This is a genomic window from Bradyrhizobium sp. USDA 3364, from assembly GCF_054056355.1.
Window position 1 is genome coordinate 5117854 of sequence record NZ_JBSRYG010000002.1, and the last position, 23438, is coordinate 5141291.

Sequence of the window (23438 nt, forward strand, 5' to 3'; positions counted from 1 at the left end):
ACCTCCAGCCCGGCTGACCAGAACGATGGCAACTGCCGTATCCATTCTTCCAGCGCAGCAATTGGCGGTGCTGGAAGATGCCTACCGCAAGGCGGTTGCGCGCAAGCGGCTGAAGGCCGCGCTGGCGGCTGCCTTGTTCTGCGCCGTCCTCGTGGTCGCGGCCTTCGGCGCGGAAGTGAACCTGCGCACGCTGTTCACCTATTTCGGCAATTTCGTCAGCTATTTCGACCGCATCCTGACGCTCGATTCGGGCGCGCGGGTCTGGACCGATTTGCCCGAATGGTTCTGGGGCTGGCACAAATGGCTGCGGATGCTCGGCGAAACGATCCTGATCAGCTATGTCGGCACGCTGACCGGCGCCGTGTTCGCGTTTGCGCTGAATTTCTTCGCCGCCCAGAACACCTCGCCGGGGCCGTGGGTGCGCTTCATCATCCGCCGCCTGCTGGAATTCGCCCGCACGGTGCCCGGCATCGTGTTCGCGCTGATCTTCGTGATCGCGTTCGGCCTCGGGCCGATGGCCGGCGTGCTGGCGATCGCGATCCATACCACCGGCGCGCTCGGCAAGCTGTTTACCGAGATAGTGGAAAACGCCGACATGAAGCCGGTCGAGGGCATCCGCTCCACCGGCGCGAGCTGGCTGTCCTGCATGCGCTTCGCAATCCTGCCGCAGGTCTCGGCGGGTTATGCCAGCTATGCGCTGCTGCGTTTCGAGATCAATGTGCGTGAGGCCTCGGTGATGGGCTTCGTCGGTGCCGGCGGCATCGGGCAGGAGCTCGTGGTCGCGATCCGCAAATTCTACTATTCCGACGTCAGCGCCATCCTCGTCACCATCATCGTTACCGTCTTCATCATCGACATCTCGACCGGCTGGCTGCGCGGCCGGCTGTTCGGCAAGGAGAGCCGCCGATGAGCCAGATGCCGAAGCCGGACGCCGCGGAACTGCGTGCAAAATACCCCGGCGTGTTCGAGCGTCCTGCGTCGGCACGGCTGGCGATGCCGGCCATGATCGTGGCCGCGCTCGCGATCTTCGTCTACGGCCTGGTCGATCTCGATTTCTCGCCCTCCAGGCTGATCGGCGGCCTCAGCCAGCTCGGCTGGATCACCATGCTGATGATCCCGCCCAATCCCGGCTCGTCGTTCCCGCTCTACATGCAGGCGCTCGGCGAGACGCTGTCGATCGCGCTGCTCGGCACCACGCTCGCGGCGCTCCTGGCGCTGCCGGTCAGCCTGCTGGCTGCGCGCAACATCATCCCCTCGAACCTGATCCGCTTTCCGGTGCGCCGCTTCCTGGATTCGATCCGCGGCATCGACACGCTGATCTGGGCGCTGGTCTGGATCAACGTCGTCGGCCTCGGCCCGTTCGCCGGCGTGCTCGCGATCATGGTGTCCGACTTCGGCGCGTTCGGAAAGTTGTTCTCCGAGGCGATCGAGGCGGCCGACCGCAAGCAGGTCGAGGGCATCCGCGCCTCCGGCGGCAACGCACTGCATGAGATCCGCTTCGGCCTGCTGCCGCAGGTGCTGCCCGTGATCGCAGGCCAGGTGCTGTACTTCATCGAATCGAACACCCGCTCGGCCACCATCATCGGCATCGTCGGCGCCGGCGGCATCGGCCTGCAACTCGCCGAGCAGATCCGCGTGCTGGAATGGCAGAAGGTGTCGTTCCTGATCCTGATGATCCTGATCGCGGTCGCCGCGATCGACTTCATCTCGAGCAAGCTGCGCTTTGCCATCATCGGCCAGCGGGCGGTGGTGTAGCTGCTCCTTCGCCTGTCCTCGCGCGCGGCCGCCGCGGCGGCGCGCAGCCAAAATATCGAAAACAACCCCATGCAAAGGAGCTGGCGGCTGCCGGCGTTCGACGAGTCAACTTGACACGTCGGGCAACTCAGGGATACATTTCCAATATTCCGAAATCGTGCGGGCGAGGGCGTATGCCGTCACCCGTTCTCGACTAGAAACTCGACGCGCTCGGCGGCAAAGCGCGAGCGCTTGGTCACCAGCGGCTGGTCCAGCATGTCGACGTCGGTCGCGTCGACCACCAGCACCGGCCGGCCCAGCGGCAGGTCGAGCCGCGCGGCGTCGGTCGCATCGACGATCGCCGCGGTGATCCGCGTCGAGGAGCGGTGGTAATCCTTGACGCCGTAATGCCCGAGCAGCTTCGTCATGGAGCGAACGTCGGCGAACACATTGCCTGCGTCGGGAAACCGTTCGGCCGACAGCCAGGTGGTGGAAACGCAGATCGGCGTCCGGTCGGCGAGGCGCACCGCTTCGATCCGGATCAGCGGCGCGCCGATCTTCAGGCCCAGTTCACGCGCGATCTCGCGGTTGGCGATGTCGCTGCTTGCCTCGATCAACTGGCCGCGCGGCTCGTGGCCGCCGGCGCCGACGATCTCCGAGAATCGGGTGCGTGAGCGCAGGGGATAGGCGAGGCGCTGGGCCTCGACATAGGTGCCGCTGCCGCGCTCGGCGCGCACCAGGCCGCGCTCGGCCAATGCGGCGAGAGCCCGCCGTACGGTGTGGCGGTTGACCCGGTAGGTCTCGGCGATCTCCATCTCGCCCGGCAGCTTTTCGCCCGCGGCAAAGCGGCCGTCAGCGATACCGCGCTCGATGCCGTCGGCGACCTGCCGCCACAAGGCGACACCGGAACTTTCCTGCATGCTCATGTCGCGGTGATACCAGAAATCGTTGGTTTGTCACGAAACAGTCATGGCGCTCCGCTATCAAGTTGTCTATTATCATAGACAACTTGATGCAGACAAGGTTGCTCATGAGTTCGACCGGACCCAGCAGTAAACAGGCCCAGCGCAAGGCCGCGATGAGCGTGCTGGCGCACTCCGCCGCCGCCGACATCGCAGGCCGGCTGGCGGCGATCACGCTGCCTGCGCATGAGAATTTGCGCGAGCCGGAGAACGGCCTTGTGATGGTGCGCGGGCGAATCGGCGGCGACGGCGCGCCGTTCAATCTCGGCGAGGCGACGGTGTCGCGCGCCGCGGTGCGGCTTGCGACCGGCGAGGTCGGCTTCGGCTACACGCTCGGCCGCGATGCGAAGAAGGCGCAGATGATCGCGCTGTGCGACGCCATGGTGCAGTCGGCGGAGTTGTCCGGCGAGGTGGAGGCCAAGGTGATCGCGCCGCTGCGCCTCGCCATGAACGCCGAACGCAGCCGCAAGGCCGCCGAGACCGCGGCGACGCGGGTCGATTTCTACACGATGGTGCGCGGTGAGGGATGATGCAATGACGACGATTGCCGAAATGCCCGCGGGCTTTGCCGACAAGGTGCTGTCGGCGCAATCAACTTTCCGCTCCGTGATGGATGCGATGGCGCGGCCGGGCAGCGTGCAGCGCGTCGCCGCCAGCGTCGGAACGCCGGCCGGCATGATGCGCGGCGCGGCCGCGATCGCGCTAACGCTGTTCGATCACGACACGCCGATCTGGCTCGACGCCGCGATGTCGGCAACGCCCGATGTCGCCCGCTGGCTGAAGTTTCATGCCAGTGCGCCGGTGATCTCGGATTCCTCGATCGCGAGCTTCGCGCTGATCGGCGACGCCGCGAACCTGCCGGCGCTGGAACGCTTCGCGTTCGGCAGCAGCGAATATCCCGATCGCTCGACCACGCTGATCCTGCAGGTCGACAGCCTGGCGCAGGGCCCGGCCTTCGAGCTGAAGGGGCCCGGCATCGACGGCAGCGCGCTGCTGCAGGCGATGATCAAGCCGCGCGACCTGTTCCAGCGGCTGTCGATCAACGAGGCCCTGTTCCCGCGCGGCATCGATGTCGTGCTGGTCCATGACGACAATATTGTCGCGATCCCGCGCACCACGCGGCTGATCGCAAGCGGAGTGTGAGCGATGTATGTAGCCGTCAAGGGAGGCGAGCGCGCCATCGAGAACGCCCATCGCCTGCTCGCGCATGAGCGGCGCGGCGACCGCGATGTGCCCGAGGTGACGCTGGCGCAGATCTCCGAACAGCTCGCGCTCGGTGTCGACCGCGTGATGACCGAGGGCTCGCTGTACGACCGCGAGCTCGCGGCGCTGGCGATCAAGCAGGCGCGCGGCGACATGATCGAGGCGATCTTCCTGGCGCGCGCCTTCCGCGCGACGCTGCCGCGCTTCGGCGCCACCGAGCCGGTCAACACCGGCGAGATGCAGGTGCGGCGCCGGATCTCCTCGACCTTCAAGGACGTGCCGGGCGGCCAGATCCTGGGGCCGACCTTCGACTACACCCATCGCCTGCTCGATCCGCAGCTTGCGGAAGGCTTTGTGCCGGAGCAGCCGGCGACCGCGGAGGCCGCGCAGGCGGCCACGCCCCGGGTCACCGACATTCTCGGCCGCGACGGCCTGATCGAATCCTCGCCGCAGGCCGATGCCGACGCTGTGGTCGGCGACCTCACGCGCGAGCCGCTGAGCTTCCCGGCCGATCGCGATCTGCGGCTGCAGAATCTCGCGCGCGGTGATGAAGGCTTCCTGCTCGCACTCGGCTATTCGACGCAGCGCGGCTACGGCCGCAACCATCCCTTCGCCGGCGAGATCCGCTTCGGCGAGGTCGAGGTCGAATTCTTCGCCGAGGACGCTGGCTTCGCCGTACCGCTCGGCTCGATCGAATTGACCGAGTGCCAGATGGTCAACCAGTTCAAGGGCTCGACCACCGAGGCGCCGTGCTTCACCCGCGGCTATGGCCTGGCGTTCGGCCAGAGCGAGCGCAAGACCATGTCGATGGCGCTGGTCGACCGCGCACTGCGTGCAGGCGAGCTCGGCGAGGAGGCGGCGGCGCCGGCGCAGGACGAGGAGTTCGTGATGTCGCACTCCGACAATGTGCAGTCGACCGGCTTCGTCGAGCATCTCAAGCTGCCGCATTACGTCGACTTCCAGTCCGAGCTCGGCCTGCTGCGCAAGCTGCGGCAGGAATTTGCCGAAGCCAATCAGGCTCCGGAACTGCGGGAGGCCGCGGAATGAACGCGCCGACTTACAACTTCGCCTATCTCGACGAGCAGACCAAGCGGATGATCCGCCGGGCGATCCTGAAGGCGATCGCGATCCCCGGCTACCAGGTGCCGTTTGCGAGCCGCGAGATGCCGATGCCCTATGGCTGGGGCACCGGCGGCGTGCAGGTCACCGCCGCGATCCTCGGGCCCGACGACGTGCTGAAGGTGATCGACCAGGGTTCGGACGACACCACGAACGCGATCTCGATCCGCAAATTCTTCGGCAAGACCGCGGGCGTTGCGACCACGACCTCGACCACGGACGCAACCGTGATCCAGACCCGCCACCGCATTCCCGAGGCGTCGCTGCATGCAGGCCAGGTGCTGGTCTACCAGGTGCCGATCCCCGAGCCGCTGCGCTTCCTCGAGCCGCGCGAGACCGAGACGCGGCGCATGCACGCGCTCGCCGAATACGGGCTGATGCATGTCAAGCTCTACGAGGACATCGCGCGCTTCGGCCACATCGCGACCGCCTACGCCTACCCGGTGAAAGTGAATGCGCGCTACGTGATGGACCCGTCGCCGACGCCGAAATTCGACAATCCGAAAATGGACAATTGCGCGGCGCTGCAGCTGTTCGGCGCCGGCCGCGAGAAGCGCATCTACGCGATCCCGCCCTACACCACCGTGGTGTCGCTGGATTTCGAGGATCATCCGTTTCACGCGCTACCGCTTCAACGCGCCCTGCGCGCTGTGCGGCGCCGACGATTCCTACCTCGACGAGATCGTCACCGACGACAGAGGCGGGCGGATGTTCGTCTGCTCCGATACCGACTTCTGCGAGCAGCGCCAGGCGGCCGGCCATCACGGCACCGAGAGTGCAGCGCCGCACAAGGAGAAGGCGCATGTCTGACCTTTCGAGCCTCGACAACGACGAGCCGCTGCTGGTGGCCGAAGGGCTTGCCAAGAATTACGGCCGGCTCGCGGCCTGCCGCGATGTCTCGTTTGCGCTGCATCCGGGCGAGGTGCTGGCGATCGTCGGCGAATCCGGTTCGGGCAAGTCGACGCTGCTGCAATTGCTCTCGGCGCAGCTCGCGCCGAGCGCGGGCCGGGTGTCCTACCGGATGCGCGACGGCGTGCTGCGCGATCTCGCCGAACTCGGCGAAGCGGAGCGGCGCTTCCTGTTCCGCACCGACTGGGGCTTTGTGCATCAGGACCCGGCGCAGGGCCTGCGCATGGGCGTGTCGGCCGGCGCCAATGTCGGCGAGCGGCTGATGGCGGTCGGCTGGAATCACTACGGCCGGATCCGCGACACTGCCTCGACCTGGCTGGAGCGGGTCGAGATCGATGTCGGCCGCATCGACGATGCGCCGAAGACCTATTCCGGCGGCATGCGGCAGCGGCTGCAGATCGCGCGCAACCTCGTCACCGAGCCGCGGCTGGTGTTCATGGACGAGCCGACCGGCGGCCTCGACGTCTCGGTGCAGGCGCGGCTGCTCGACCTGATGCGCAATCTGGTCAGCGAGCTCGGCCTTGCCGCCATCGTCGTGACCCACGATCTCGCCGTTGCGCGCCTGCTGTCGCATCGCGTGATGGTGATGAAGGGCGGCCGCGTCATCGAGACCGGCCTCACCGATCAGGTGCTCGACGATCCGCGCGAGCCCTACACGCAGCTGCTCGTTTCCTCGATTCTTCCGCCATGAGCTTGCCAATGACCGCGATGATCGAACTTGCCAACGCCGAGAAGACCTTCACCATGCATCTGCAGGGTGGCGTCGAGCTGCCCGTGGTGCGCGGCGTGTCGTTCCACGTCGTCGCAGGCGAATGCGTGGTGCTGTCGGGCCCGTCGGGCGCCGGCAAATCTTCGATCCTGAAGATGATCTTCGGCAACTACCGCTGCGACAGCGGCCGGATCGGCATCCGCCACCACGGCCAGGTGATCGACCTCGCCAGCGCCGAGCCGCGCCAGGTGCTGAGCATCCGCCGCTCGACCATCGGCTATGTCAGCCAGTTCCTGCGCGCGGTGCCGCGGGTGGCGACGATCGACGTGGTCGCCGAGCCGCTGATCGTCAACGGCGTGGCGCGCGAGGAGGCCCGCGAACGCGCCGGGAAGCTGCTGCGCCGGCTCAACATTCCGGAGCGGCTGTGGACCCTGCCGCCCTCGACCTTCTCCGGCGGCGAGCAGCAGCGCGTCAATATCGCGCGCGGCTTCATCTCGGACCTGCCGATCCTGCTGCTGGACGAACCGACCGCTTCGCTCGATGCGGCGAATCGCGCAGTAGTGGTCGAGCTGGTTGCGGAGAAAAAGACCAAGGGCGTCGCGATGGTCGCGATTGTCCATGACGACGAAATCCGGCATCTGATTGCCGACCGGATCGTCGATGTGACCTCGTTTGCGGCTGCTGCCTGAAGGACCGTTTGAAATGACCGCCAAGCAAGACACCCTCATCGGCAACGCCCGGCTGGTCCTCGCCGATCGCGTGATCGAGCAGGGCTGGGTCGCAATCGTTGACGGCAAGATCGCCGAGTTCGGCGAGGGCAGGGCGCCCGAGGCGGCCGAGGATGCCGCCGGCGATCTCCTGATGCCCGGGCTGATCGAGCTGCACACCGACCATCTCGAGATGCACTACGTGCCGCGGCCGAAGGTGTTCTGGAATCCGGTCGCCGCCGTGATCTCCTATGACGGGCAGCTCGCGACCTCGGGCATCACCACGGTGCTGGATTCGCTGCGGGTCTGGCGCGAGGACGGCGCCGAGGAAGTCGACGGCCGCGCCGGCGTGCTGGCGGCGGCGATCTCGGCGGCGCGCGAGGAGAACCTGCTGCGTGCCGATCACTTCCTGCATCTGCGCTGCGAAATCCCGATGCCCGACGTGGTCGAAGAGGCGAAGGAATTGATCGATCGCCCCGATGTGCGGTTGATGTCGCTGATGGATCATACGCCGGGCCAGCGCCAGTTCCGCGACGAGGTCAAGCTGCGCGACTACTATCGCGGCAAGGGCGGCGGCATGACGGACGCGCAGCTCGACGTGCTGTTCGCCCGGCGCTTCGCCTATCAGAAGGAATATGCCGCGACCAACATGCGTGCGATCGTCGCGCTGGCGCATCAGTACCGGATTCCGCTGGCGAGCCACGACGACACCACGGATGAGAACGTGGTGGACGCCATCAACGACAAGGTCGCGGTCGCGGAATTCCCGACCACGATGGAAGCCGCGCGCGGCCTGCACGCGGCCGGCATCGACATCCTGATGGGCGCGCCGAACGTGGTGCGCGGCGGCTCGCACTCCGGCAATATCGCAGCCGTCGATCTCGCTCGGGAAGGCATCCTCGACATCCTGTCGTCGGACTACATTCCGTCGAGCCTGTTGATGGCGGCGCTACAGCTGCCGCAGCACGTGCCGGCGATCGATCTCGCCTCCGCCGTCCGCACCGTGACCAAGACGCCGGCCGAAGCGGTCGGCCTGTCCGATCGCGGCGAGATCGCGGTCGGCAGGCGGGCCGACCTGATCCGCGTTCACGTCGCGCGCGACCTGCCGGTCGTGCGCAGCGTCTGGCGCGAAGGAGCCAGGGTCGCATGAGCGAAGTCCCTGCCGCCGCTGCCGCGCAGCACGCTACCACGATCGGTCCCGGCCGGTTGATCCTGATGGTCGGCCCGAGCGGCGCCGGCAAGGACACACTGCTGGGGCTGGCCAAGGCCGCCTGCGCCGGCGATCGCGACGTCGTGTTTCCGCGCCGGCTGATCACCCGCCAGGCCTCGGCGTCGGAGGATAATGAAGAGGTCAGCGCGGAAACCTTCCAGCGCGCGGCAGCCGGCGGCGACTACGCCATGCACTGGGAGGCGCACGGCCATCGCTACGCGCTGTCGCGGCAGATCAACGACGAGATCCGTGCCGGCCGCACCGTGATCGCGAATGTCTCGCGCACGGTGATCGCTGCGGCGCGGCGCAACTATGCCAATGCGGTCGTGGTGTCGGTCACGGCACCGCCCGACGTACTGGCGGCGCGACTGGCCGCGCGGGCCCGTGGCAGCGACGGCCCGCTCGCGCAGCGGCTGGCCCGCACCATCGACGAGAGCACGTCGGCGCCCGATTTCACCATCGTCAATTCCGGCACCGCCGAATATCACGCGCGGCAGCTTGTCCGCATCATCAAGGGCGAACGCTGGGACGGCTAGCAACAGGAGAACAGCACGAATGTCGGTGATCGAGACGGTCGAGCAGCTTGAGGCGATCTACGGTTTTCCGAACGACGCGTCGACCGTGAAGGTCGCCGACCACGTGACGCCGCTCTATCGTGTGCTCATCGAGAAATCGCCATTCGTGTCGCTCGCGACCTCGGGCCCCGAGGGGCTCGACTGTTCGCCGCGCGGCGACCTACCGGGCTTTGTGCGCATCCATGATGCGAAGACGCTGATGATGCCGGACCGCCGCGGCAACAATCGCTGCGATTCGCTGCGCAACATCGTGCGCGATCCCCGCGTCGGGCTGCTGTTCCTGATTCCGGGCTCCGGCAGCACGCTGCGCGTCAATGGCCGCGCCTATGTCACGGCCGAGCCGGAGCTCCTGGCTTCCTTCAAGATGGAAGGCAAGGCGCCGCGCACGGTCATCGTGATGAATGTGGAGGAGATCTACTTCCAGTGCGCCCGCGCGATCGTGCGCTCCGATCTCTGGAATCCGGACAAGCAGGTCGATCCGCGAACCTTGCCGACGCCGGGCCAGATCCTCGCCGAGATGAGCGAACACACGGTCGGCGGCGAGAAGTACGACCGCGAATGGCCGGAGCGCGCGCGGCAGACGATGTGGTGACGCGCTCCGGACCGCCGGGATCGAACCTAGGATTCAGTGCGGTCTTCCCAGTCCTCCCAGGTCACGTCGTCATTCACCTCGAGGTAGCGCGAAACGGCGACGCCGATGGTCGGGAAGAAGTTGTCCTCGCCAAGTTGCGCCAACAAGCCAAATTTCTTCAGCTTGTCCTTCACGGGATCCTTGAGCTCGGCAAAGCAAAGCTCGATAGCCCGCGCGTGCAGCGTCTCGTCCAGTTCGGCCAGAATGTCGCCGGCAGTCACGTCCACGCTGGTGACCGGCTCGGCCGCAACCACCAGCCAGCGCACCGGCGTCGGAGATTTCGCGATGGCAGCCAGCGCGCGTTCCCTGAAGAACTCGGCATTGGCGAAGAATAGCGGCGCATCCCAGCGGAACAGGACGAGCCCAGGGACCTGGCGGGCGCCCGGATATCGCGTGATGTCGTGATAGCCCTTCACGCCGGAGGCGCGGCCCAGCACGGCGGAATGCGGCCGCCAGCCGTCCCACAGGAACTCGACGATGGCGAGCACGATGGCGAGGCCTATTCCCGGAATCACGCCCAGCCCGGCGACGCCGACAAAGCAGACCACCGATAGCCAGAACTCCCACTGCTGAATGCGGTAGATTCGCCTGAGGTCGCTGATCTCGAACAGGCTGAGCGCGGCCGCAATGACGACGGCGGCCAGCGCGGCGTTGGGCAAGTGCTGGAGCAGGTTCGGCGCCATCAGCAGCAGGAGGGCGATGGCAAGCGCGCCGATGATGCTGGTCAATTGGGTGCGCGCTCCGGCGGCTTCAGCTACCGGCGTGCGTGAACTGCTGCTGCTGATCGGAAAGCCCTGAAAAAAGCCGGCCGCCAGATTGGCCGCGCCGAGCCCCACCATCTCCTGGTTGGGATCGACGCGATCGCCCAATCTTGCCGCATAGGATCGCGAAAGCACGCTGGTGTCGGCAAATGACACCAGCGCGACGGCGCAACCGCCGATCAGCACCTGCACGATATCGCCGTAGCCGATCCAGGGAATGGCGAAGCCCGGCAGGCCCTCGGGAAGCGGACCGAGAACCTTCACGCCATAGCGCGTCCCGAGACCGAGCACGCCGGTGACGACCGTCGCCGCAACGACGGCAATCAGAATGCTCGGCAGCCGCTTGTTCCGCGCGAGCAGCAGGATCACCGCCAATGTCGCAAGGCCGATCACGAGGGTGGCCCCATTTGTCTTTCCGTCGAGGATCGCGCCGACGATCGCCCAGAGACTGCGCAGCGGCCCGTCGCCTTCGATCGAGAAGCCGAACAGCTTTGGCAGCTGGCTGATCAGCACCGTCAGGGCGATTCCGTTCATGTAGCCGTAGCGGATCGGCTTGGACAGAAGCTCAGTGAGGAAACCCAACCGCGCGAGGCCCGCAACGATGCATATCGTTCCGGAGACGATCGCCATCATGGCGGCCAAGGTTACCGCGCGCTTGGGATCGCCGCCCGACAGCGGAGCGATGACGCCCAGGATGACGGCAGCAAGCGCCGAGTCCGGTCCGAGGACGAGGATACGGCTCGGTCCGAACACGGCATAGGCGAGGAGCGGGATGATCGTCGCGTAAAGTCCGTAGATGCCGGGCAAGCCCGACGCTTCCGCATAGGCGATGCCGACCGGGACCAGCATGGTCGCGAGCACAAGTCCGGCGAAGATATCGTGTGGAAGCCAGGCCCCTTGATATCGACGGAGCGTGTTGAGACCTGGTAGCCAGCCGGTCCAATGATTCATCGCCGGTCACTTCCAACCCCGTTGGAGCTCGCATGCGCTTGACGTGAACCGCTCTATCCTTTCGCCTGCTCCTCGAACGCCTTCAGCGACACCGCCGCGATCTCACGTAGCGTCTCGCGGTTCGCACCCGAGGAGGCCATCACGCACATGCCTGATGTCACCGCGGAGAGATAGCGCGCAAGCGTGGCTGGGTCGACGCTCTCGCCCAGGTCACCTTCGGCCCTGGCGCGGACAAAGCGTTCGCGCAACTGGTCCTCGGTGCGGGTGCGCCGCGCCGCCAGTTCGAACGGAACATTCTCCGAGCCGGTGCCGCAGGCCAGGCCGCCCTGGACCAGCAGACAGCCGGGCGGGTTGGCGGGGTCGGTCTGGGCGTCCGCATGCTCCATCAGAAATCGCTCGGCCACCTCATGCGCGGTCGGGGCATCGATCACCCTGTCCATCCAGGCGTCGCGCTTTTCGGTGTAACGGTCGAGCGCAGCCTTCAGCAGGCCTTCCTTGCTGCCGAAGGCGGCATAGAGGCTCGGCGGATTGATGCTCATTGCCTCGGTGAGCTGCGCGATCGTCGCGCCCTCGTAACCGTGGCGCCAGAACACGTCCATGGCCCGGTCCAAAGCAGCGTCCGCGTCGAAAGCGCGGGGGCGTCCCATTCCCATTTGTCGTCACTCCCTAAGCCGGGGCCGTTTCTTTGGCGGATTGTCCCTGGCTTATCCTCTTGTTGAACGTGATGTTTTTCCGCGACTTCCCATTTCCCCATGAATGAGATAAGAAATTCGTAGCGTCCGATACATAAGTATCTTGCGAAGCGGCGTCCAGCTCCACATCTGTAGCGAACACTACAGATCTCTGGAGCGCGTGAATGCCTTCGTCAACCCAAAATCCCCGTTCCGGCCGTTTCCGACGCGTCGTCGGCGGTGTCGTGATCCTTGGCGCCCTTGGGGTGGCCGGCTCGATCGCGACCGGCCATTATTTCCATGCCGCGCAGGCGACCGCTACCGCCGCTGCGCCCGAACCCGCGGTGCCGGTGACGGTTGCCGTGATCCAGCCCCGCCCGACCACTTTGTTCGATGACTTCTCGGGCCGGCTCGAAGCCGTCGACCGCGTCCAGCTCCGGCCGCGGGTGGCGGGCGCGATCCTGTCGACCAATTTCACCGAGGGCGCGCTGGTGAAGGCCGGCGACATCCTGTTCAAGATCGACCCCGCGCCATACGCGGCCGAGGTCGATCGGGCCCAGGCACAGCTCGACGCGGCGAAGGCCCGCGCGGTGTTTGCCGCCAACGAGGTCGAGCGCGGCGCGCAGTTGGTCGGCAACAACATCGTGACCAAGCGCGATTTCGACCAGCGCGACAACACCAATCGCGAGGCGATCGCCAACGTCAAGGCCGCCGAAGCCGCGCTGCAGACCGCAAAGCTCAATCTCGACTACACCGAGGTCCGCGCACCGGTCGATGGCCGGGTCGGCAGGATCGAGGTGACCGTCGGCAATCTCGTCGCGGCGGGCACCTCGTCGCCGGTCCTGACCTCGCTGGTCTCGGTCAATCCGATCTATGCGAGCTTCGACGCGGATGAGGAAGTCGTACTGCGCGCGCTGAACTCGATCGCGGATGCCTCCGGCAAGCGCGGCAATCTGGATCAGATCCCGGTCGACATGGTGACGTCGGGCGGTCTCAGCGCCAAGGGGCACATCCAGCTGATCGACAACCAGGTCAACGGGCAGAGCGGCACGATCCGGGTCCGCGCCGTGTTCAAGAACGACGACGGCCGGCTGATCCCCGGGCAGTTCGCCCGCGTGCGCATGGGCCAGCCCAAGCAGCAGACGCTGGTGCTGATCGACGAGCGTGCCGTCGGCACCGACCAGGACAAGAAGTTCGTCATGCTGGTCGGCGACGACAGCCGCGCGGTCTATCGCACCGTCACGCTTGGCGGTTCGGTCGACGGCCTGCGGATCGTCACCGCAGGCCTGAAATCCGGCGACCGCATCGTCGTCAACGGCCTGCAGCGCGTGCGACCCGGCGCACTCCTCAAGATGGAGGTCGCCGAGATGGGCGCCCGCGGCATGCAGCACGCATCCACTGAAACCAACCAGCACGTCGTGCAGCGCTAGGCGCTGCGCGCGGGGGGGGGCGGAGCCATGAATCTCTCAAAATTCTTTATCGACCGGCCGATCTTCGCCGGCGTGCTATCGATCCTGATCTTCCTGGCCGGCCTGATCTCGCTGGTGGCGATGCCGATCTCGGAATATCCCGACGTGGTGCCGCCATCGGTCGTGGTGCGCGCAACCTATCCCGGCGCCAATCCGAAGGTGATCGCCGAGACGGTCGCAACCCCGATCGAGGAGCAGATCAACGGCGTCGAGGGCATGCTCTATATGTCCAGCCAGGCGACCACCGACGGCGCGATGACGCTGACGGTGACCTTCCGGCTCGGCACCGACCCCGACAAGGCGACCCAGCTGGTGCAGAACCGCGTGCAGCAGGCCGAGCCGCGCCTGCCGGCCGTGGTGCGCCAGCTCGGCATCATCACCAAGAAAAGCTCGCCCGACCTCACCATGGTCGTGCATCTGCTGTCGCCGAACAACCGCTACGACATGACGTATCTGCGCAACTACGCCGTCCTCAACGTCAAGGACCGGCTGGCGCGGATCGACGGCGTCGGCGACGTCCAGCTCTACGGCGCCGGCGATTATTCGATGCGGGTCTGGGTCGATCCGCAGAAGGCGGCCGAGCATTCGCTGACGGCGAGCGACGTGGTGCGCGCGATCCAGGCGCAGAATGTCGAGGCCGCTGCGGGCGTTGTTGGCTCCTCGCCCAGCGTCAAGGGTCTCGACCTCCAGCTTTCCGTCAACGCCGAGGGACGGCTGTCGACCGAAGAGCAGTTCGGCGACATCGTGGTCAAGACCGGCGCAAACGGTGAGGTGGTGCGGTTGCGTGACGTCGCCCGGATCGAGCTCGGCGCCTCCGAATACGGGTTGCGCTCGCTGCTCGACAACAAGCAGGCGGTTGCGATCCCGATCTTCCAGGCGCCGGGCTCCAACGCGCTGGAGATCTCCGACCACGTCCGCGCCACCATGGCCGAGATCAAGAAGAACATGCCGGAAGGCGTGTCGTACCAGATCGTCTACGACCCGACGCAGTTCGTGCGCTCCTCGATCGAAGCCGTTATCCACACGCTGCTCGAGGCGATCGCGCTCGTCGTGCTGGTCGTGATCCTGTTCCTGCAGACCTGGCGCGCCTCGATCATTCCGCTGATCGCGGTTCCGGTGTCGATCGTCGGCACTTTCGCGGTGATGCATGTGTTCGGCTTCTCGATCAACGCGCTCAGCCTGTTCGGCCTCGTGCTCGCGATCGGCATCGTGGTCGACGACGCCATCGTCGTGGTCGAGAACGTCGAGCGCAACATCGAATCCGGCCTGTCGCCGCGCGACGCCACCAACCAGGCGATGCGCGAAGTGTCCGGCCCGATCATCGCGATCGCCTTGGTGCTGATCGCGGTGTTCGTGCCGCTCGCCTTCATCTCCGGCCTCACCGGGCAGTTCTACAAGCAGTTCGCGCTGACCATCGCGATCTCGACCGTGATCTCTGCGATCAACTCGCTGACGCTGTCGCCGGCGCTGTCGGCGCTGCTGCTGAAGGGCCATCACGAGCCGAAGGACTGGCTGACCCGGGGCATGGAAAGGTCGCTGGGCTGGTTCTTCCGCGGCTTCAACAAGGTGTTCACCAAGTCCTCCGAGAACTACGGTCGTACCGTCACCAAGGTGATCTATGGCAAGGCCGTGGTGATCGGCCTCTATGTGCTCTTGATCGGCCTCACCGGCGTGCTGTTCAAGCAGGTGCCGTCGGGCTTCGTGCCGGGGCAGGACAAACAGTATCTGGTCGGCTTTGCTCGGCTGCCCGACGGCGCGACGCTCGATCGCACCGAGGAGGTGATCCGCAAGATGAGCGACATCGCGCTAACCCAGCCGGGTGTCGAAAGCTCCGTGGCGTTTCCCGGCTTGTCGATTTCCGGCTTCACCAACTCCTCGAATGCCGGCATCGTGTTCTCGACGCTGAAGCCGTTCGACGAGCGCAAGGATCCGTCGCTGAGCGGTCCGGCGATCGCGGCCGCGCTGAACAAGAAATATGCCGGCATCCAGGACGCCTTCATCGCGATGTTCCCGCCGCCGCCGGTCAACGGCCTCGGCACCATCGGCGGCTTCAAGCTGCAGATCGAGGATCGCGCCGGCCTCGGCTATGAGGCGCTGAACGACACCACCAAGGCATTCATGGCGGCGATGCAGAAGGCGCCGGAGATCGCTGGCGTGTTCTCGAGCTTCCAGGTCAACGTGCCGCAGCTGTTTGCCGACATCGACCGCACCAAGGCGTTGCAGCTCGGCGTACCGGTCACCGAAGTCTTCAACACGCTGCAGATCTATCTCGGCTCCTACTACGTCAACGACTTCAACAAATTCGGCCGCACCTATTCGGTCTATGTGCAGGCGGACGCGCCGTTCCGCGCACGGGCCGACGACATCAGGCAGTTGAAGGTACGTTCGTCGTCCGGTGACATGGTGCCGCTGTCGGCTTTGCTGAAGGTCCGTCAGAGCGCAGGCCCGGAGCGTGCCATTCGCTACAACGGCTTCCTGTCGTCGGACATCAACGCCGCTGCCGCTCCCGGTTACTCCTCCGGCCAGGCGCAGGAGGCGGCGACGCGGATCGCGGCCGAAGTATTGCCGCCGGGCTTCGCCTTCGAATGGACCGACCTGACCTATCAGGAGTTCATCGCCGGCAATTCCGGAATCTGGGTGTTTCCGCTCGCGATCCTCCTGGTGTTCCTGGTGCTCGCCGCGCTCTATGAGAGCCTGGCGCTGCCGCTCTCGATCATCATGATCGTGCCGATGGGCCTCTTGGCCGCGATGTTCGGCGTCTGGCTGTCGAAGGGCGACAACAACGTCTTCACCCAGATCGGCCTGATCGTGCTGGTCGGATTGTCGGCCAAGAACGCCATCTTGATCGTCGAATTCGCGCGCGAGCTCGAATTCGCCGGGCGTTCGCCGATCAGAGCCGCAATCGAGGCGAGCCGGCTGCGGCTGCGGCCGATCCTGATGACGTCGATGGCGTTCATCATGGGCGTGCTGCCGTTGGTGCTGTCGACCGGCGCGGGCTCGGAGATGCGGCGCGCGATGGGTGTCGCGGTGTTCTCCGGCATGATCGGCGTCACGATCTTCGGTCTGTTCCTGACGCCGGTGTTCTACGTGCTGCTGCGTAGCGTCACCGGTATGAAGCCGCTGACGCAGCACGGCGAGGCGACCATTCCCGGAAAAGCACACGCGGCATGATGCCGCGTGTGTAAGCTTGATGTCAGCTTCGAAGGATCAGGCTGCGATATCGAGCAGCAATTGTGACGAACCGCGGACCAGCACCTTGCGGCCCGCGGGCGTCAGCTCAAACGCGTCGCCTCGTACCGCGACATAACCGAGCGTGATCAGGCTCTCGACGGCAAACCGGTTTAGCCGTGAGGGGTTTGCTGCGGGAGCCCGCAACGCTTTCAGCGCATCCCACTGATCGGGTCTGAGTTCGAATTCTTCGCTCATTGGTCCAGGCACTCCAGAAGTTCTTGGCGTGCGAGATACAGAGCGCAGATGAATTTCGTGCGACCACAACGAGTCAGGATTTCGATTTATGTGGACGCGCCGTCACATCGCCGTGTCATTGGAATACTTCAATTTTTTCGAATCGTTGCGGCGCAATAGCGCGTGATTGCGTCACAGAGATTAACCGCGCGTGGTCACATAGGTTAATCGCCAAGATTAATCGGGTTAATCGTCTGGGATTAATCGGGTTAAAGCGGCTGGTTAACCACGCCGCACGCTTGCGCCGCCGTCGACCGGCAACGTGACACCGGTCACGAAATTGGCCTCGTCGGAGGCGAGAAACAGCGCCGCATTGGCGACATCCCAGCCGGTGCCCATCTTGTGACGCAGCGGCACCTTGCTGTCACGCTCGGCCTCGACCTCGGCGCGGCTCTTCTTGAATTCGCGGGCGCGCGTGTCCACTGCCATCGGCGTGTTCATCAACCCCGGCAGGATCACGTTGGCGCGAACGCCGTATTGCGCATTCTGGTAGGCGAGCTGTTCGGTGAAGGCGATCATCGCCGACTTGGTCGCCTTGTAGGCGACGTAGGGATAGGTCGTGATCGCGGCCATCGACGAGATGTTGATGATGGAGCCGCGCTGCTGCTCGCGCATGATCGGGATCACGTGCTTGGCGGCGAGGATGCAACTCTTCAGATTGATCGCCACGCAGCGGTCGAATGCCTCCTCGGTGATGTCGAGCAGTTCGGCGTCGCCGCCGGAGAGGCTGACGCCGACATTGTTGTGCAGGATATCGACGCTGCCCCAGCGGCCATGCGCATCCGCCACCATCGCCTTGATGTCGGCATTGCTGGTGACGTCGGCCTTGAAAGCCGAGGCGGTGCCTCCCTTGGCCGCGATCAGGTCGACGGTCTCCTGCGCCGATGCCAGATTGTGATCGACACAGAGCACCTTGGCGCCTTCGCGGGCGAAGGTTAGCGCGGTGGCGCGGCCGTTACCGATGCCTTCGCCGGGGCTCTGGCCGGCGCCGACGACGATGGCGACGCGATCTTGCAGGCGCATGTCACTTCACTCCCTGTAACGGGTACTGTTGCAGTACCTCTTTGTAAGTTGGCTCGTTGTCGATTTGCATGGTGGCGAGCACGCGCACCACGGCGCAGTAGAATGCGATCGTCAGCACCAGATCGGTCATGTACTCGTCGGAGAGATGCTGCTTGATCTCGGCGAAGGTCGCATCCGACATCGCGAGCTCGCGCACCATCTCGCGGGCGCCCTTCAGGATGGCTTTCGCCAGCGGTTCGAGCTTCGACGGGTTGCCGTCGGTCTCCGCGATCAGGCCCTTGATGTCCTCGTCGGTGACGCCGAACTCCTTGCCGATCTTCACATGGTGGGTGAACTCGTACTCCGACTTCTCGAGCCAGCCGACCTGCAGGATGGCAAGCTCGCGCAGCCGTGGGTCGAGCTTGCTCTTGAAGCGGATATAGCCGCCGATACCGTTGAAGGCACGCGCCATGTCCGGCGAGTTGACCAGCAGCTTGTGCAGATTGGTGTTGCGCTTGAGCATGTCGCGATATTCGGGAGCGACCTGATCGGCTTCGAGATAAGGCAGGCGGGCCATTGTTGTTGTCCTTGTTTCGGCGGCTTGCGGAGAGGGCGGCTGTCGCTTCAGCCGTAGAGTGCCTTATGCTCGCTGGCATAGTTGGCGTAGGAGTCCTTCATGCTGGCGCCGTTCAGCAGCATGGTTGCGACCACGGCGTTGTCGGCATCGAACACGGTCGAGCGCACCCACATGCTCTCGGTGCGCTTGCTGCCGGAGAGCGCCACGACCTCGCGCTCGACCCAATAGGTTTCGCCCGGGAATAGCGGTCCGCGCAGCAGCCGGATCTCCTGATCGGCGAACAGCCCGACCGCGGGGCCGCGGACCGGCAGTCGGTCCTCGCGCGCGCGGTACTGGAACAGCACGCTCAGCATCTCCATCGGGATGATGGCCCGCCCCCATGGATTGTGCTCCTGCGCGTAGTAACCATCCGACGGCTCGGTGATCACCTTGAGCTTGTCGGCCAGCGAGAAGGGATAGAGGTCGCCCATGTTCTGGTCGAAATCCATCTTGATCGCCTGCCGGGCCGTCTTCATGCCGACCTTGATGTCGGCGAGGATCACGGGATCGGTCAGCGGTTTCAATTCACCGAGCCGGCGGCTCAGAGCCGTCTCGGTGCCATCGCCGTCGATTGAGGCCGTGCCGCGCAGGATTTCGGTGCCGTCGCGTTTGATCATCCCGATCTCGCATACGGTCTGGCCCGGCTGCGGCTTCTCGATCTGGGCCTGCACCTCTTCGCCTTCGAACACCGGGTTGCGGTAATGCGCGGACAGGCAGCCGGTCTCGAACCAGGCGCGGCCCCAGATTCGCTCGCCGAGCGGCGCGAACTGGCTGAAATGGGTCGGCCCCTCGATGGTGCCGCCGCGGAAGCCGAGCTTCTGCGCGGTGGCATCGTCGTGGATTGAGGCGTGGGAGTCGTAGGTCTGGGCCTGCAGCATCTGCTTCGGGCTGCGCCAGGGACCCACCAGCAGATTGCCGTTCTCCACGATTTCCGTCGTGAACGCGGATTCGACTGTAATCATCCTTGGTCTCCCTTTGCGCGCCACCGTTTCAAAGATGCCGGGGTTCGGCAAGGCCTCGCCGAGCAACAAGGCCTCGCAGGGCAACAAGGCCTCGCATGCGCAACATGAGATATGTGCTGCGGCCATGGAACGGCGCTGTTCATGCATAACAAAATCAGTGCATGCTGATGCATGATCATGTGCAAGATCAAGATAATGAGACCGGTGCGAACCGGCATGAAATAACTGACGGGGAAACTGATGGCGTTGATGGAAGTTGGACTGGACGACAAGTACCGGTTGGATACGAAACGAATCTTCCTCTCCGGTACCCAGGCGCTGGTCCGATTGCCCATGTTGCAGCGCGAACGCGACCGCGTGCACGGGCTGAACACCGCCGGTTTCATCTCCGGTTACCGCGGCTCGCCGCTCGGCATGTACGACCATGCGCTGTGGCGGGCGAAATCGTTCCTGAAAGAGCATGACATCGCCTTCGTTCCCGGCCTCAACGAGGATCTGGCGGCGACCGCGGTATGGGGCAGCCAGCAGGTCGGCATGTTCCCTGGCGCCAAGGTCGATGGCGTGTTCGGCATCTGGTACGGCAAAGGCCCCGGCGTCGACCGCTCGCTCGATGCGCTCAAGCACGCCAATTCCGCCGGTACCTCGCCCAATGGCGGCGTGATCGCGCTCGCCGGTGACGACCATGGCTGCCAGTCCTCCACGCTCGCGCATCAGAGCGAGCAGGTGTTCGCCTCGGCGCTGATGCCGGTGGTCAATCCCGCGACGCTGCAGGATTATCTCGACCTCGGCATCCTCGGCTTCGCGCTGTCGCGCTATTCCGGCTGCTGGGTCGGTTTCAAGGCGATCTCCGAGACGGTCGAAAGCTCGGCCTCGATCGTCAGCGATCCCGATCGCATCAAGATCATCATGCCCGACGATTTCGAGATGCCGCCGGACGGGCTCTCGATCCGCTGGCCGGATCCGCCGCTCGACGCCGAGCGCAGGCTGCACGGACCCAAGATGGAGGCGGTCGCGGCCTTCGCCCGCGTCAACCGGTTCGACCGCATCGTGCTGGATTCCAAGCCGGCGCGGCTCGGCATCATGGCGACCGGCAAGGCCTATCTCGATCTGCGCCAGGCGCTGGCCGATCTCGGCATCACCGATGCCGATGCCCAGATGCTGGGCCTGCGCATCTACAAGGTGGCGCTGACCTGGCCGCTGGAAGCGGGCGGCGCGCGTGCCTTCGCCGAAGGCTTGCAGGACGTCCTCGTGGTCGAGGAGAAGCGCGGCTTCATCGAGGACCAGCTGGTCCGCATCCTCTACAACATGGACGCTGCGAGGCGTCCCTCGGTGGTCGGCAAGCGCGACGAGAGCGGCGCGCCGTTGCTGCCAAGCGAGGGCGAGTTGACGCCGACCATGGTCGCCGCGGCCGTGGTGGCGCGGCTGCGCAAGCTCGGCCACCGCAGCCCGCTGCTGGAGCAGCGACTTGCAAAGCTCGAGGCGTTCGATCGCCCGGCCGAGGGCACCGGCACCGCCAAGCTGTCGCGCACGCCGTATTTCTGTTCCGGCTGCCCGCACAATTCGTCGACCAAGATTCCCGATGGCAGCCGCGCCATGGCCGGCATCGGTTGTCACGGCATGGCGCTGTCGGTGCCGAACCGCAATACGCAAACCATCTCGCACATGGGCGCGGAGGGCGTGAGCTGGATCGGGCAGGCGCCGTTCACCAGCGAACAGCACGTGTTCCAGAATCTCGGCGACGGCACCTATACCCATTCGGGTCTGCTGGCGCTGCGTGCGGCGGCCGCGGCCGGCGTCAACATCACCTACAAGATCCTCTACAACGACGCGGTCGCGATGACCGGCGGCCAGCCGGCCGAAGGCGGCTTCACGGTTTCGCAGATCGCGCATCAGGTCTGGGCGGAGGGCACCAGGAAGCTCGCGATCGTCTCCGACGATCCCGACAAATATCCCGCCAATTATTTCCCGTCCGGCGCCACACCATCCATCATCGCCGCGAGCTCGACGCCGTGCAGCGCACCCTGCGCGAGATCGAGGGCCTCACCGTCCTGATCTACGACCAGACCTGCGCCGCCGAGAAGCGCCGCCGCCGCAAGCGCGGGCTGTTTCCCGATCCGGCCAAGCGCGTCTTCATCAATGAGCGTGTCTGCGAAGGCTGCGGCGACTGCTCGGTCGCGTCGAACTGCGTCTCGGTGCAGCCGCTGGAGACCGAGCTCGGCCGCAAGCGCCGCATCGACCAGTCGAACTGCAACAAGGATTTCTCCTGCATCGAGGGCTTCTGCCCGAGCTTCGTGATGGTGCAGGATCCGAAGCTGCGCAAGGCCGACCGCACCGCCGCGGATCCGAAGGCGCTGTTCGCCGATCTGCCGACGCCGCCGGTGGCCGCGCTGAGCGCCCCCTACAACATCCTGATCACCGGCATCGGCGGCACCGGCGTCATCACCATCGGCGCGCTGCTCGGCATGGCCGCGCATGTCGAAGGGCTCGCCTGCTCGACGCTCGACTTCACCGGCCTGTCGCAGAAGAATGGCGCTGTCATGAGCCATGTCCGGCTCGCACCCAGTTCCGACATGCTGACCACGGTCCGCATCGCGCCGGGCAATGCCAATCTGATCCTCGGCTGCGACCTCGTCGTCGCCACCAGCGTGCCGGCGCTGAGCCGCGCCGAACGCGGCGTCACCCGCGCCGTCGTCAACGCCGACCTGCTGCCGACCGCGAGCTTCGTGATCGATCCCGACATCGACTTCGAGGCCAGCTCGATGCGCGATGCGCTCGACGGTGCGGTGACGCCTGGCGATCTCGACGTCCTCGATGCCACGGGGCTTGCCACCGCGCTGATGGGCGACAGCATCGCCACCAACGCCTTCATGCTCGGCTTCGCGTTCCAGCGCGGCGCGATCCCGCTGTCGCTGGAGGCGATCCTGAAGGCGATCGAGCTCAACGGCGCCGCGATCGAGATGAACAAGACCGCGTTCTCCTGGGGCCGGCTTGCCGCGCACGATCTGCCGCGCGTGGTCAGTGCCGCGCGCTTCAAGAATGCAGGCACCGTGCCGGCAAAGAAGACGCTCGATGAGGCGATCGCGTTCCGCGCCAAGTTCCTCACCGACTATCAGGACGCGGCTTACGCCAAGCGATATCTCGACGACGTCGCGCGCGTCCGCTCAGCCGAGGCCGCGTCAGCTCCGGGCTCGCAGGACCTGACCGAGGCTTTTGCAAAAGGCCTGTTCAAGCTGATGGCCTACAAGGACGAATACGAGGTCGCGCGGCTCTATTCCGACGGCGAATTCAGCAAGGCGTTGCGGGAGCAGTTCGAGGGCAAGTCCGGCTTGAAGGTGCTGCTGGCACCGCCGCTGCTGGCGCAGCGCGATCCCGTCACCGGGCGTTTGCAGAAACGCGAGTTCGGGCCGTGGATCTTCAAGGCGTTCGGCCTGCTGGCGGGGCTGAAGGGCCTGCGCGGCACCGCGTTCGACATCTTCGGCTACACCGCCGAGCGCAAGATGGAGCGCGCATTGCCTGTCGAGTATTCGGCGATGATCCTGCGTCATCTCGACGGCAAGAAGCCGCTCGATCTGCCGCGCCTCGTGGCGCTGGCGAAGGCTGCTGACCTCGTGCGCGGCTATGGCCACATCAAGGAAGGCAACGTCGCCCGCTACCGCACCGAATGTGCGCGGCTGCAGCGCGCGATCGGCCAGCCGCTGGCGCAGGCGGCTGAATAGGCCAAAGCGTTTTCGAGCGAAGGGGCTTCGCGTGAAGAGGATGCGCCAGAACAGAATCTAGAGCTC

19 protein-coding genes and 2 pseudogenes are annotated in these 23438 nt (G+C 65.5%); 14 read left to right on the top strand and 7 right to left on the bottom strand.

The window, feature by feature from the left end; genetic code table 11:
• Positions 1-25 precede the first annotated feature (25 nt).
• Positions 26-910: a phosphonate ABC transporter, permease protein PhnE gene (phnE, locus tag ACVILL_RS24220; protein ID WP_456731327.1), complete on the top strand. Its 885-nt coding sequence runs from the start codon at positions 26-28 to the stop codon at positions 908-910.
• Positions 907-1755 (top strand): phosphonate ABC transporter, permease protein PhnE, encoded by an 849-nt coding sequence (gene phnE / locus ACVILL_RS24225; RefSeq protein ID WP_456731328.1) that lies wholly within the window; start codon positions 907-909, stop codon positions 1753-1755. Before phnE (ACVILL_RS24220) ends, phnE (ACVILL_RS24225) begins: the two co-directional genes overlap by 4 nt.
• 179 nt (positions 1756-1934) lie before the next feature.
• On the opposite strand, the gene phnF is transcribed toward phnE (ACVILL_RS24225), so the two are convergent.
• Positions 1935-2660 carry a phosphonate metabolism transcriptional regulator PhnF gene (gene phnF, locus ACVILL_RS24230; protein ID WP_456731329.1) on the bottom strand — a complete coding sequence of 242 codons (726 nt, stop codon included), beginning with the start codon at positions 2658-2660 and terminating at the stop codon, positions 1935-1937.
• Positions 2661-2764: 104 nt separating this feature from the next.
• Here phnF and phnG point away from each other — a divergent pair, with 104 nt between their 5' ends.
• The 9 genes and pseudogenes from phnG to ACVILL_RS24275 all read left to right on the top strand — a co-directional run bounded on the left by phnG (position 2765) and on the right by ACVILL_RS24275 (position 9720).
• A complete protein-coding gene (phnG, locus tag ACVILL_RS24235; RefSeq protein WP_456731330.1) occupies positions 2765-3226 on the top strand; it encodes a phosphonate C-P lyase system protein PhnG in 462 nt (153 codons plus the stop codon).
• Between the two features lie 4 nt (positions 3227-3230).
• Positions 3231-3839 (top strand): phosphonate C-P lyase system protein PhnH, encoded by a 609-nt coding sequence (gene phnH, locus ACVILL_RS24240; protein WP_456731331.1) that lies wholly within the window; start codon positions 3231-3233, stop codon positions 3837-3839.
• Between the two features lie 3 nt (positions 3840-3842).
• The gene (locus tag ACVILL_RS24245) at positions 3843-4946 is read left to right on the top strand and encodes a carbon-phosphorus lyase complex subunit PhnI (RefSeq protein WP_456731332.1); all 1104 of its coding nucleotides are present in this window, start codon (positions 3843-3845) and stop codon (positions 4944-4946) included.
• A pseudogene (locus ACVILL_RS24250) lies at positions 4943-5828 on the top strand (alpha-D-ribose 1-methylphosphonate 5-phosphate C-P-lyase PhnJ). The gene ACVILL_RS24245 and the pseudogene ACVILL_RS24250 overlap by 4 nt, the downstream one beginning before the upstream one ends.
• Positions 5821-6618, top strand: coding sequence for a phosphonate C-P lyase system protein PhnK (gene phnK / locus ACVILL_RS24255; RefSeq protein ID WP_456731333.1), 798 nt, complete (start codon positions 5821-5823; stop codon positions 6616-6618). The pseudogene ACVILL_RS24250 and the gene phnK overlap by 8 nt, the downstream one beginning before the upstream one ends.
• A gap of 8 nt (positions 6619-6626) precedes the next feature.
• On the top strand, positions 6627-7325 hold the full coding sequence (gene phnL / locus ACVILL_RS24260; RefSeq protein ID WP_456731334.1) for a phosphonate C-P lyase system protein PhnL: 699 nt from the start codon (positions 6627-6629) through the stop codon (positions 7323-7325).
• 13 nt (positions 7326-7338) lie between these two features.
• Complete coding sequence (locus ACVILL_RS24265) at positions 7339-8493, top strand: alpha-D-ribose 1-methylphosphonate 5-triphosphate diphosphatase (protein ID WP_456731335.1); 1155 nt, start codon at positions 7339-7341, stop codon at positions 8491-8493.
• Positions 8490-9089, top strand: coding sequence for a phosphonate metabolism protein/1,5-bisphosphokinase (PRPP-forming) PhnN (gene phnN, locus ACVILL_RS24270; protein ID WP_456731336.1), 600 nt, complete (start codon positions 8490-8492; stop codon positions 9087-9089). The genes ACVILL_RS24265 and phnN overlap by 4 nt, the downstream gene beginning before the upstream one ends.
• Before the next feature lie 19 nt (positions 9090-9108).
• On the top strand, positions 9109-9720 hold the full coding sequence (locus ACVILL_RS24275) for a pyridoxamine 5'-phosphate oxidase family protein (RefSeq protein ID WP_456731337.1): 612 nt from the start codon (positions 9109-9111) through the stop codon (positions 9718-9720).
• Positions 9721-9746: 26 nt separating this feature from the next.
• On the opposite strand, the gene ACVILL_RS24280 is transcribed toward ACVILL_RS24275, so the two are convergent.
• Both ACVILL_RS24280 and ACVILL_RS24285 read right to left on the bottom strand, forming a co-directional pair.
• The gene (locus tag ACVILL_RS24280; RefSeq protein WP_456731338.1) at positions 9747-11471 is read right to left on the bottom strand and encodes a SulP family inorganic anion transporter; all 1725 of its coding nucleotides are present in this window, start codon (positions 11469-11471) and stop codon (positions 9747-9749) included.
• Positions 11472-11524: 53 nt separating this feature from the next.
• Positions 11525-12124: a TetR/AcrR family transcriptional regulator gene (locus tag ACVILL_RS24285; protein WP_456731339.1), complete on the bottom strand. Its 600-nt coding sequence runs from the start codon at positions 12122-12124 to the stop codon at positions 11525-11527.
• Positions 12125-12327: 203 nt separating this feature from the next.
• Here ACVILL_RS24285 and ACVILL_RS24290 point away from each other — a divergent pair, with 203 nt between their 5' ends.
• Both ACVILL_RS24290 and ACVILL_RS24295 read left to right on the top strand, forming a co-directional pair.
• Entirely contained in the window at positions 12328-13572 is a 1245-nt protein-coding gene (locus ACVILL_RS24290; protein ID WP_456731340.1) for an efflux RND transporter periplasmic adaptor subunit, read from the top strand.
• A gap of 27 nt (positions 13573-13599) precedes the next feature.
• Complete coding sequence (locus ACVILL_RS24295) at positions 13600-16782, top strand: efflux RND transporter permease subunit (protein WP_456731341.1); 3183 nt, start codon at positions 13600-13602, stop codon at positions 16780-16782.
• 36 nt (positions 16783-16818) lie between these two features.
• On the opposite strand, the gene ACVILL_RS24300 is transcribed toward ACVILL_RS24295, so the two are convergent.
• The 4 genes from ACVILL_RS24300 to ACVILL_RS24315 all read right to left on the bottom strand — a co-directional run bounded on the left by ACVILL_RS24300 (position 16819) and on the right by ACVILL_RS24315 (position 19656).
• The gene (locus tag ACVILL_RS24300; RefSeq protein ID WP_456731342.1) at positions 16819-17037 is read right to left on the bottom strand and encodes a hypothetical protein; all 219 of its coding nucleotides are present in this window, start codon (positions 17035-17037) and stop codon (positions 16819-16821) included.
• Positions 17038-17298: 261 nt separating this feature from the next.
• The gene (locus tag ACVILL_RS24305) at positions 17299-18099 is read right to left on the bottom strand and encodes an SDR family NAD(P)-dependent oxidoreductase (protein ID WP_456731343.1); all 801 of its coding nucleotides are present in this window, start codon (positions 18097-18099) and stop codon (positions 17299-17301) included.
• 1 nt (position 18100) lies between these two features.
• On the bottom strand, positions 18101-18655 hold the full coding sequence (locus tag ACVILL_RS24310; RefSeq protein ID WP_456731344.1) for a carboxymuconolactone decarboxylase family protein: 555 nt from the start codon (positions 18653-18655) through the stop codon (positions 18101-18103).
• A 47-nt stretch (positions 18656-18702) separates the two neighbouring features.
• On the bottom strand, positions 18703-19656 hold the full coding sequence (locus ACVILL_RS24315) for a hypothetical protein (protein ID WP_456731345.1): 954 nt from the start codon (positions 19654-19656) through the stop codon (positions 18703-18705).
• Between the two features lie 240 nt (positions 19657-19896).
• Between ACVILL_RS24315 and ACVILL_RS24320 the strand changes: the two are divergent.
• Positions 19897-23372: pseudogene (locus ACVILL_RS24320) on the top strand (indolepyruvate ferredoxin oxidoreductase family protein).
• The last annotated feature ends 66 nt before the right edge of the window (positions 23373-23438 follow it).

Bases quoted from the DNA above. Each gene is read 5' to 3' on its own strand.
- ACVILL_RS24280 (WP_456731338.1), bottom strand. From the start codon at position 11,471: ATGAATCATTGGACCGGCTGGCTACCAGGTCTCAACACGCTCCGTCGA.
- ACVILL_RS24275 (WP_456731337.1), top strand. From the start codon at position 9,109: ATGTCGGTGATCGAGACGGTCGAGCAGCTTGAGGCGATCTACGGTTTT.
- ACVILL_RS24300 (WP_456731342.1), bottom strand. From the start codon at position 17,037: ATGAGCGAAGAATTCGAACTCAGACCCGATCAGTGGGATGCGCTGAAA.
- phnN (WP_456731336.1), top strand. From the start codon at position 8,490: ATGAGCGAAGTCCCTGCCGCCGCTGCCGCGCAGCACGCTACCACGATC.
- ACVILL_RS24305 (WP_456731343.1), bottom strand. From the start codon at position 18,099: ATGCGCCTGCAAGATCGCGTCGCCATCGTCGTCGGCGCCGGCCAGAGC.
- ACVILL_RS24290 (WP_456731340.1), top strand. From the start codon at position 12,328: ATGCCTTCGTCAACCCAAAATCCCCGTTCCGGCCGTTTCCGACGCGTC.
- phnL (WP_456731334.1), top strand. From the start codon at position 6,627: ATGACCGCGATGATCGAACTTGCCAACGCCGAGAAGACCTTCACCATG.
- phnG (WP_456731330.1), top strand. From the start codon at position 2,765: ATGAGTTCGACCGGACCCAGCAGTAAACAGGCCCAGCGCAAGGCCGCG.
- ACVILL_RS24295 (WP_456731341.1), top strand. From the start codon at position 13,600: ATGAATCTCTCAAAATTCTTTATCGACCGGCCGATCTTCGCCGGCGTG.
- ACVILL_RS24310 (WP_456731344.1), bottom strand. From the start codon at position 18,655: ATGGCCCGCCTGCCTTATCTCGAAGCCGATCAGGTCGCTCCCGAATAT.
- phnH (WP_456731331.1), top strand. From the start codon at position 3,231: ATGACGACGATTGCCGAAATGCCCGCGGGCTTTGCCGACAAGGTGCTG.
- ACVILL_RS24285 (WP_456731339.1), bottom strand. From the start codon at position 12,124: ATGGGAATGGGACGCCCCCGCGCTTTCGACGCGGACGCTGCTTTGGAC.
- ACVILL_RS24315 (WP_456731345.1), bottom strand. From the start codon at position 19,656: ATGATTACAGTCGAATCCGCGTTCACGACGGAAATCGTGGAGAACGGC.
- phnK (WP_456731333.1), top strand. From the start codon at position 5,821: ATGTCTGACCTTTCGAGCCTCGACAACGACGAGCCGCTGCTGGTGGCC.
- ACVILL_RS24245 (WP_456731332.1), top strand. From the start codon at position 3,843: ATGTATGTAGCCGTCAAGGGAGGCGAGCGCGCCATCGAGAACGCCCAT.
- phnF (WP_456731329.1), bottom strand. From the start codon at position 2,660: ATGAGCATGCAGGAAAGTTCCGGTGTCGCCTTGTGGCGGCAGGTCGCC.
- phnE (WP_456731328.1), top strand. From the start codon at position 907: ATGAGCCAGATGCCGAAGCCGGACGCCGCGGAACTGCGTGCAAAATAC.
- ACVILL_RS24265 (WP_456731335.1), top strand. From the start codon at position 7,339: ATGACCGCCAAGCAAGACACCCTCATCGGCAACGCCCGGCTGGTCCTC.
- phnE (WP_456731327.1), top strand. From the start codon at position 26: ATGGCAACTGCCGTATCCATTCTTCCAGCGCAGCAATTGGCGGTGCTG.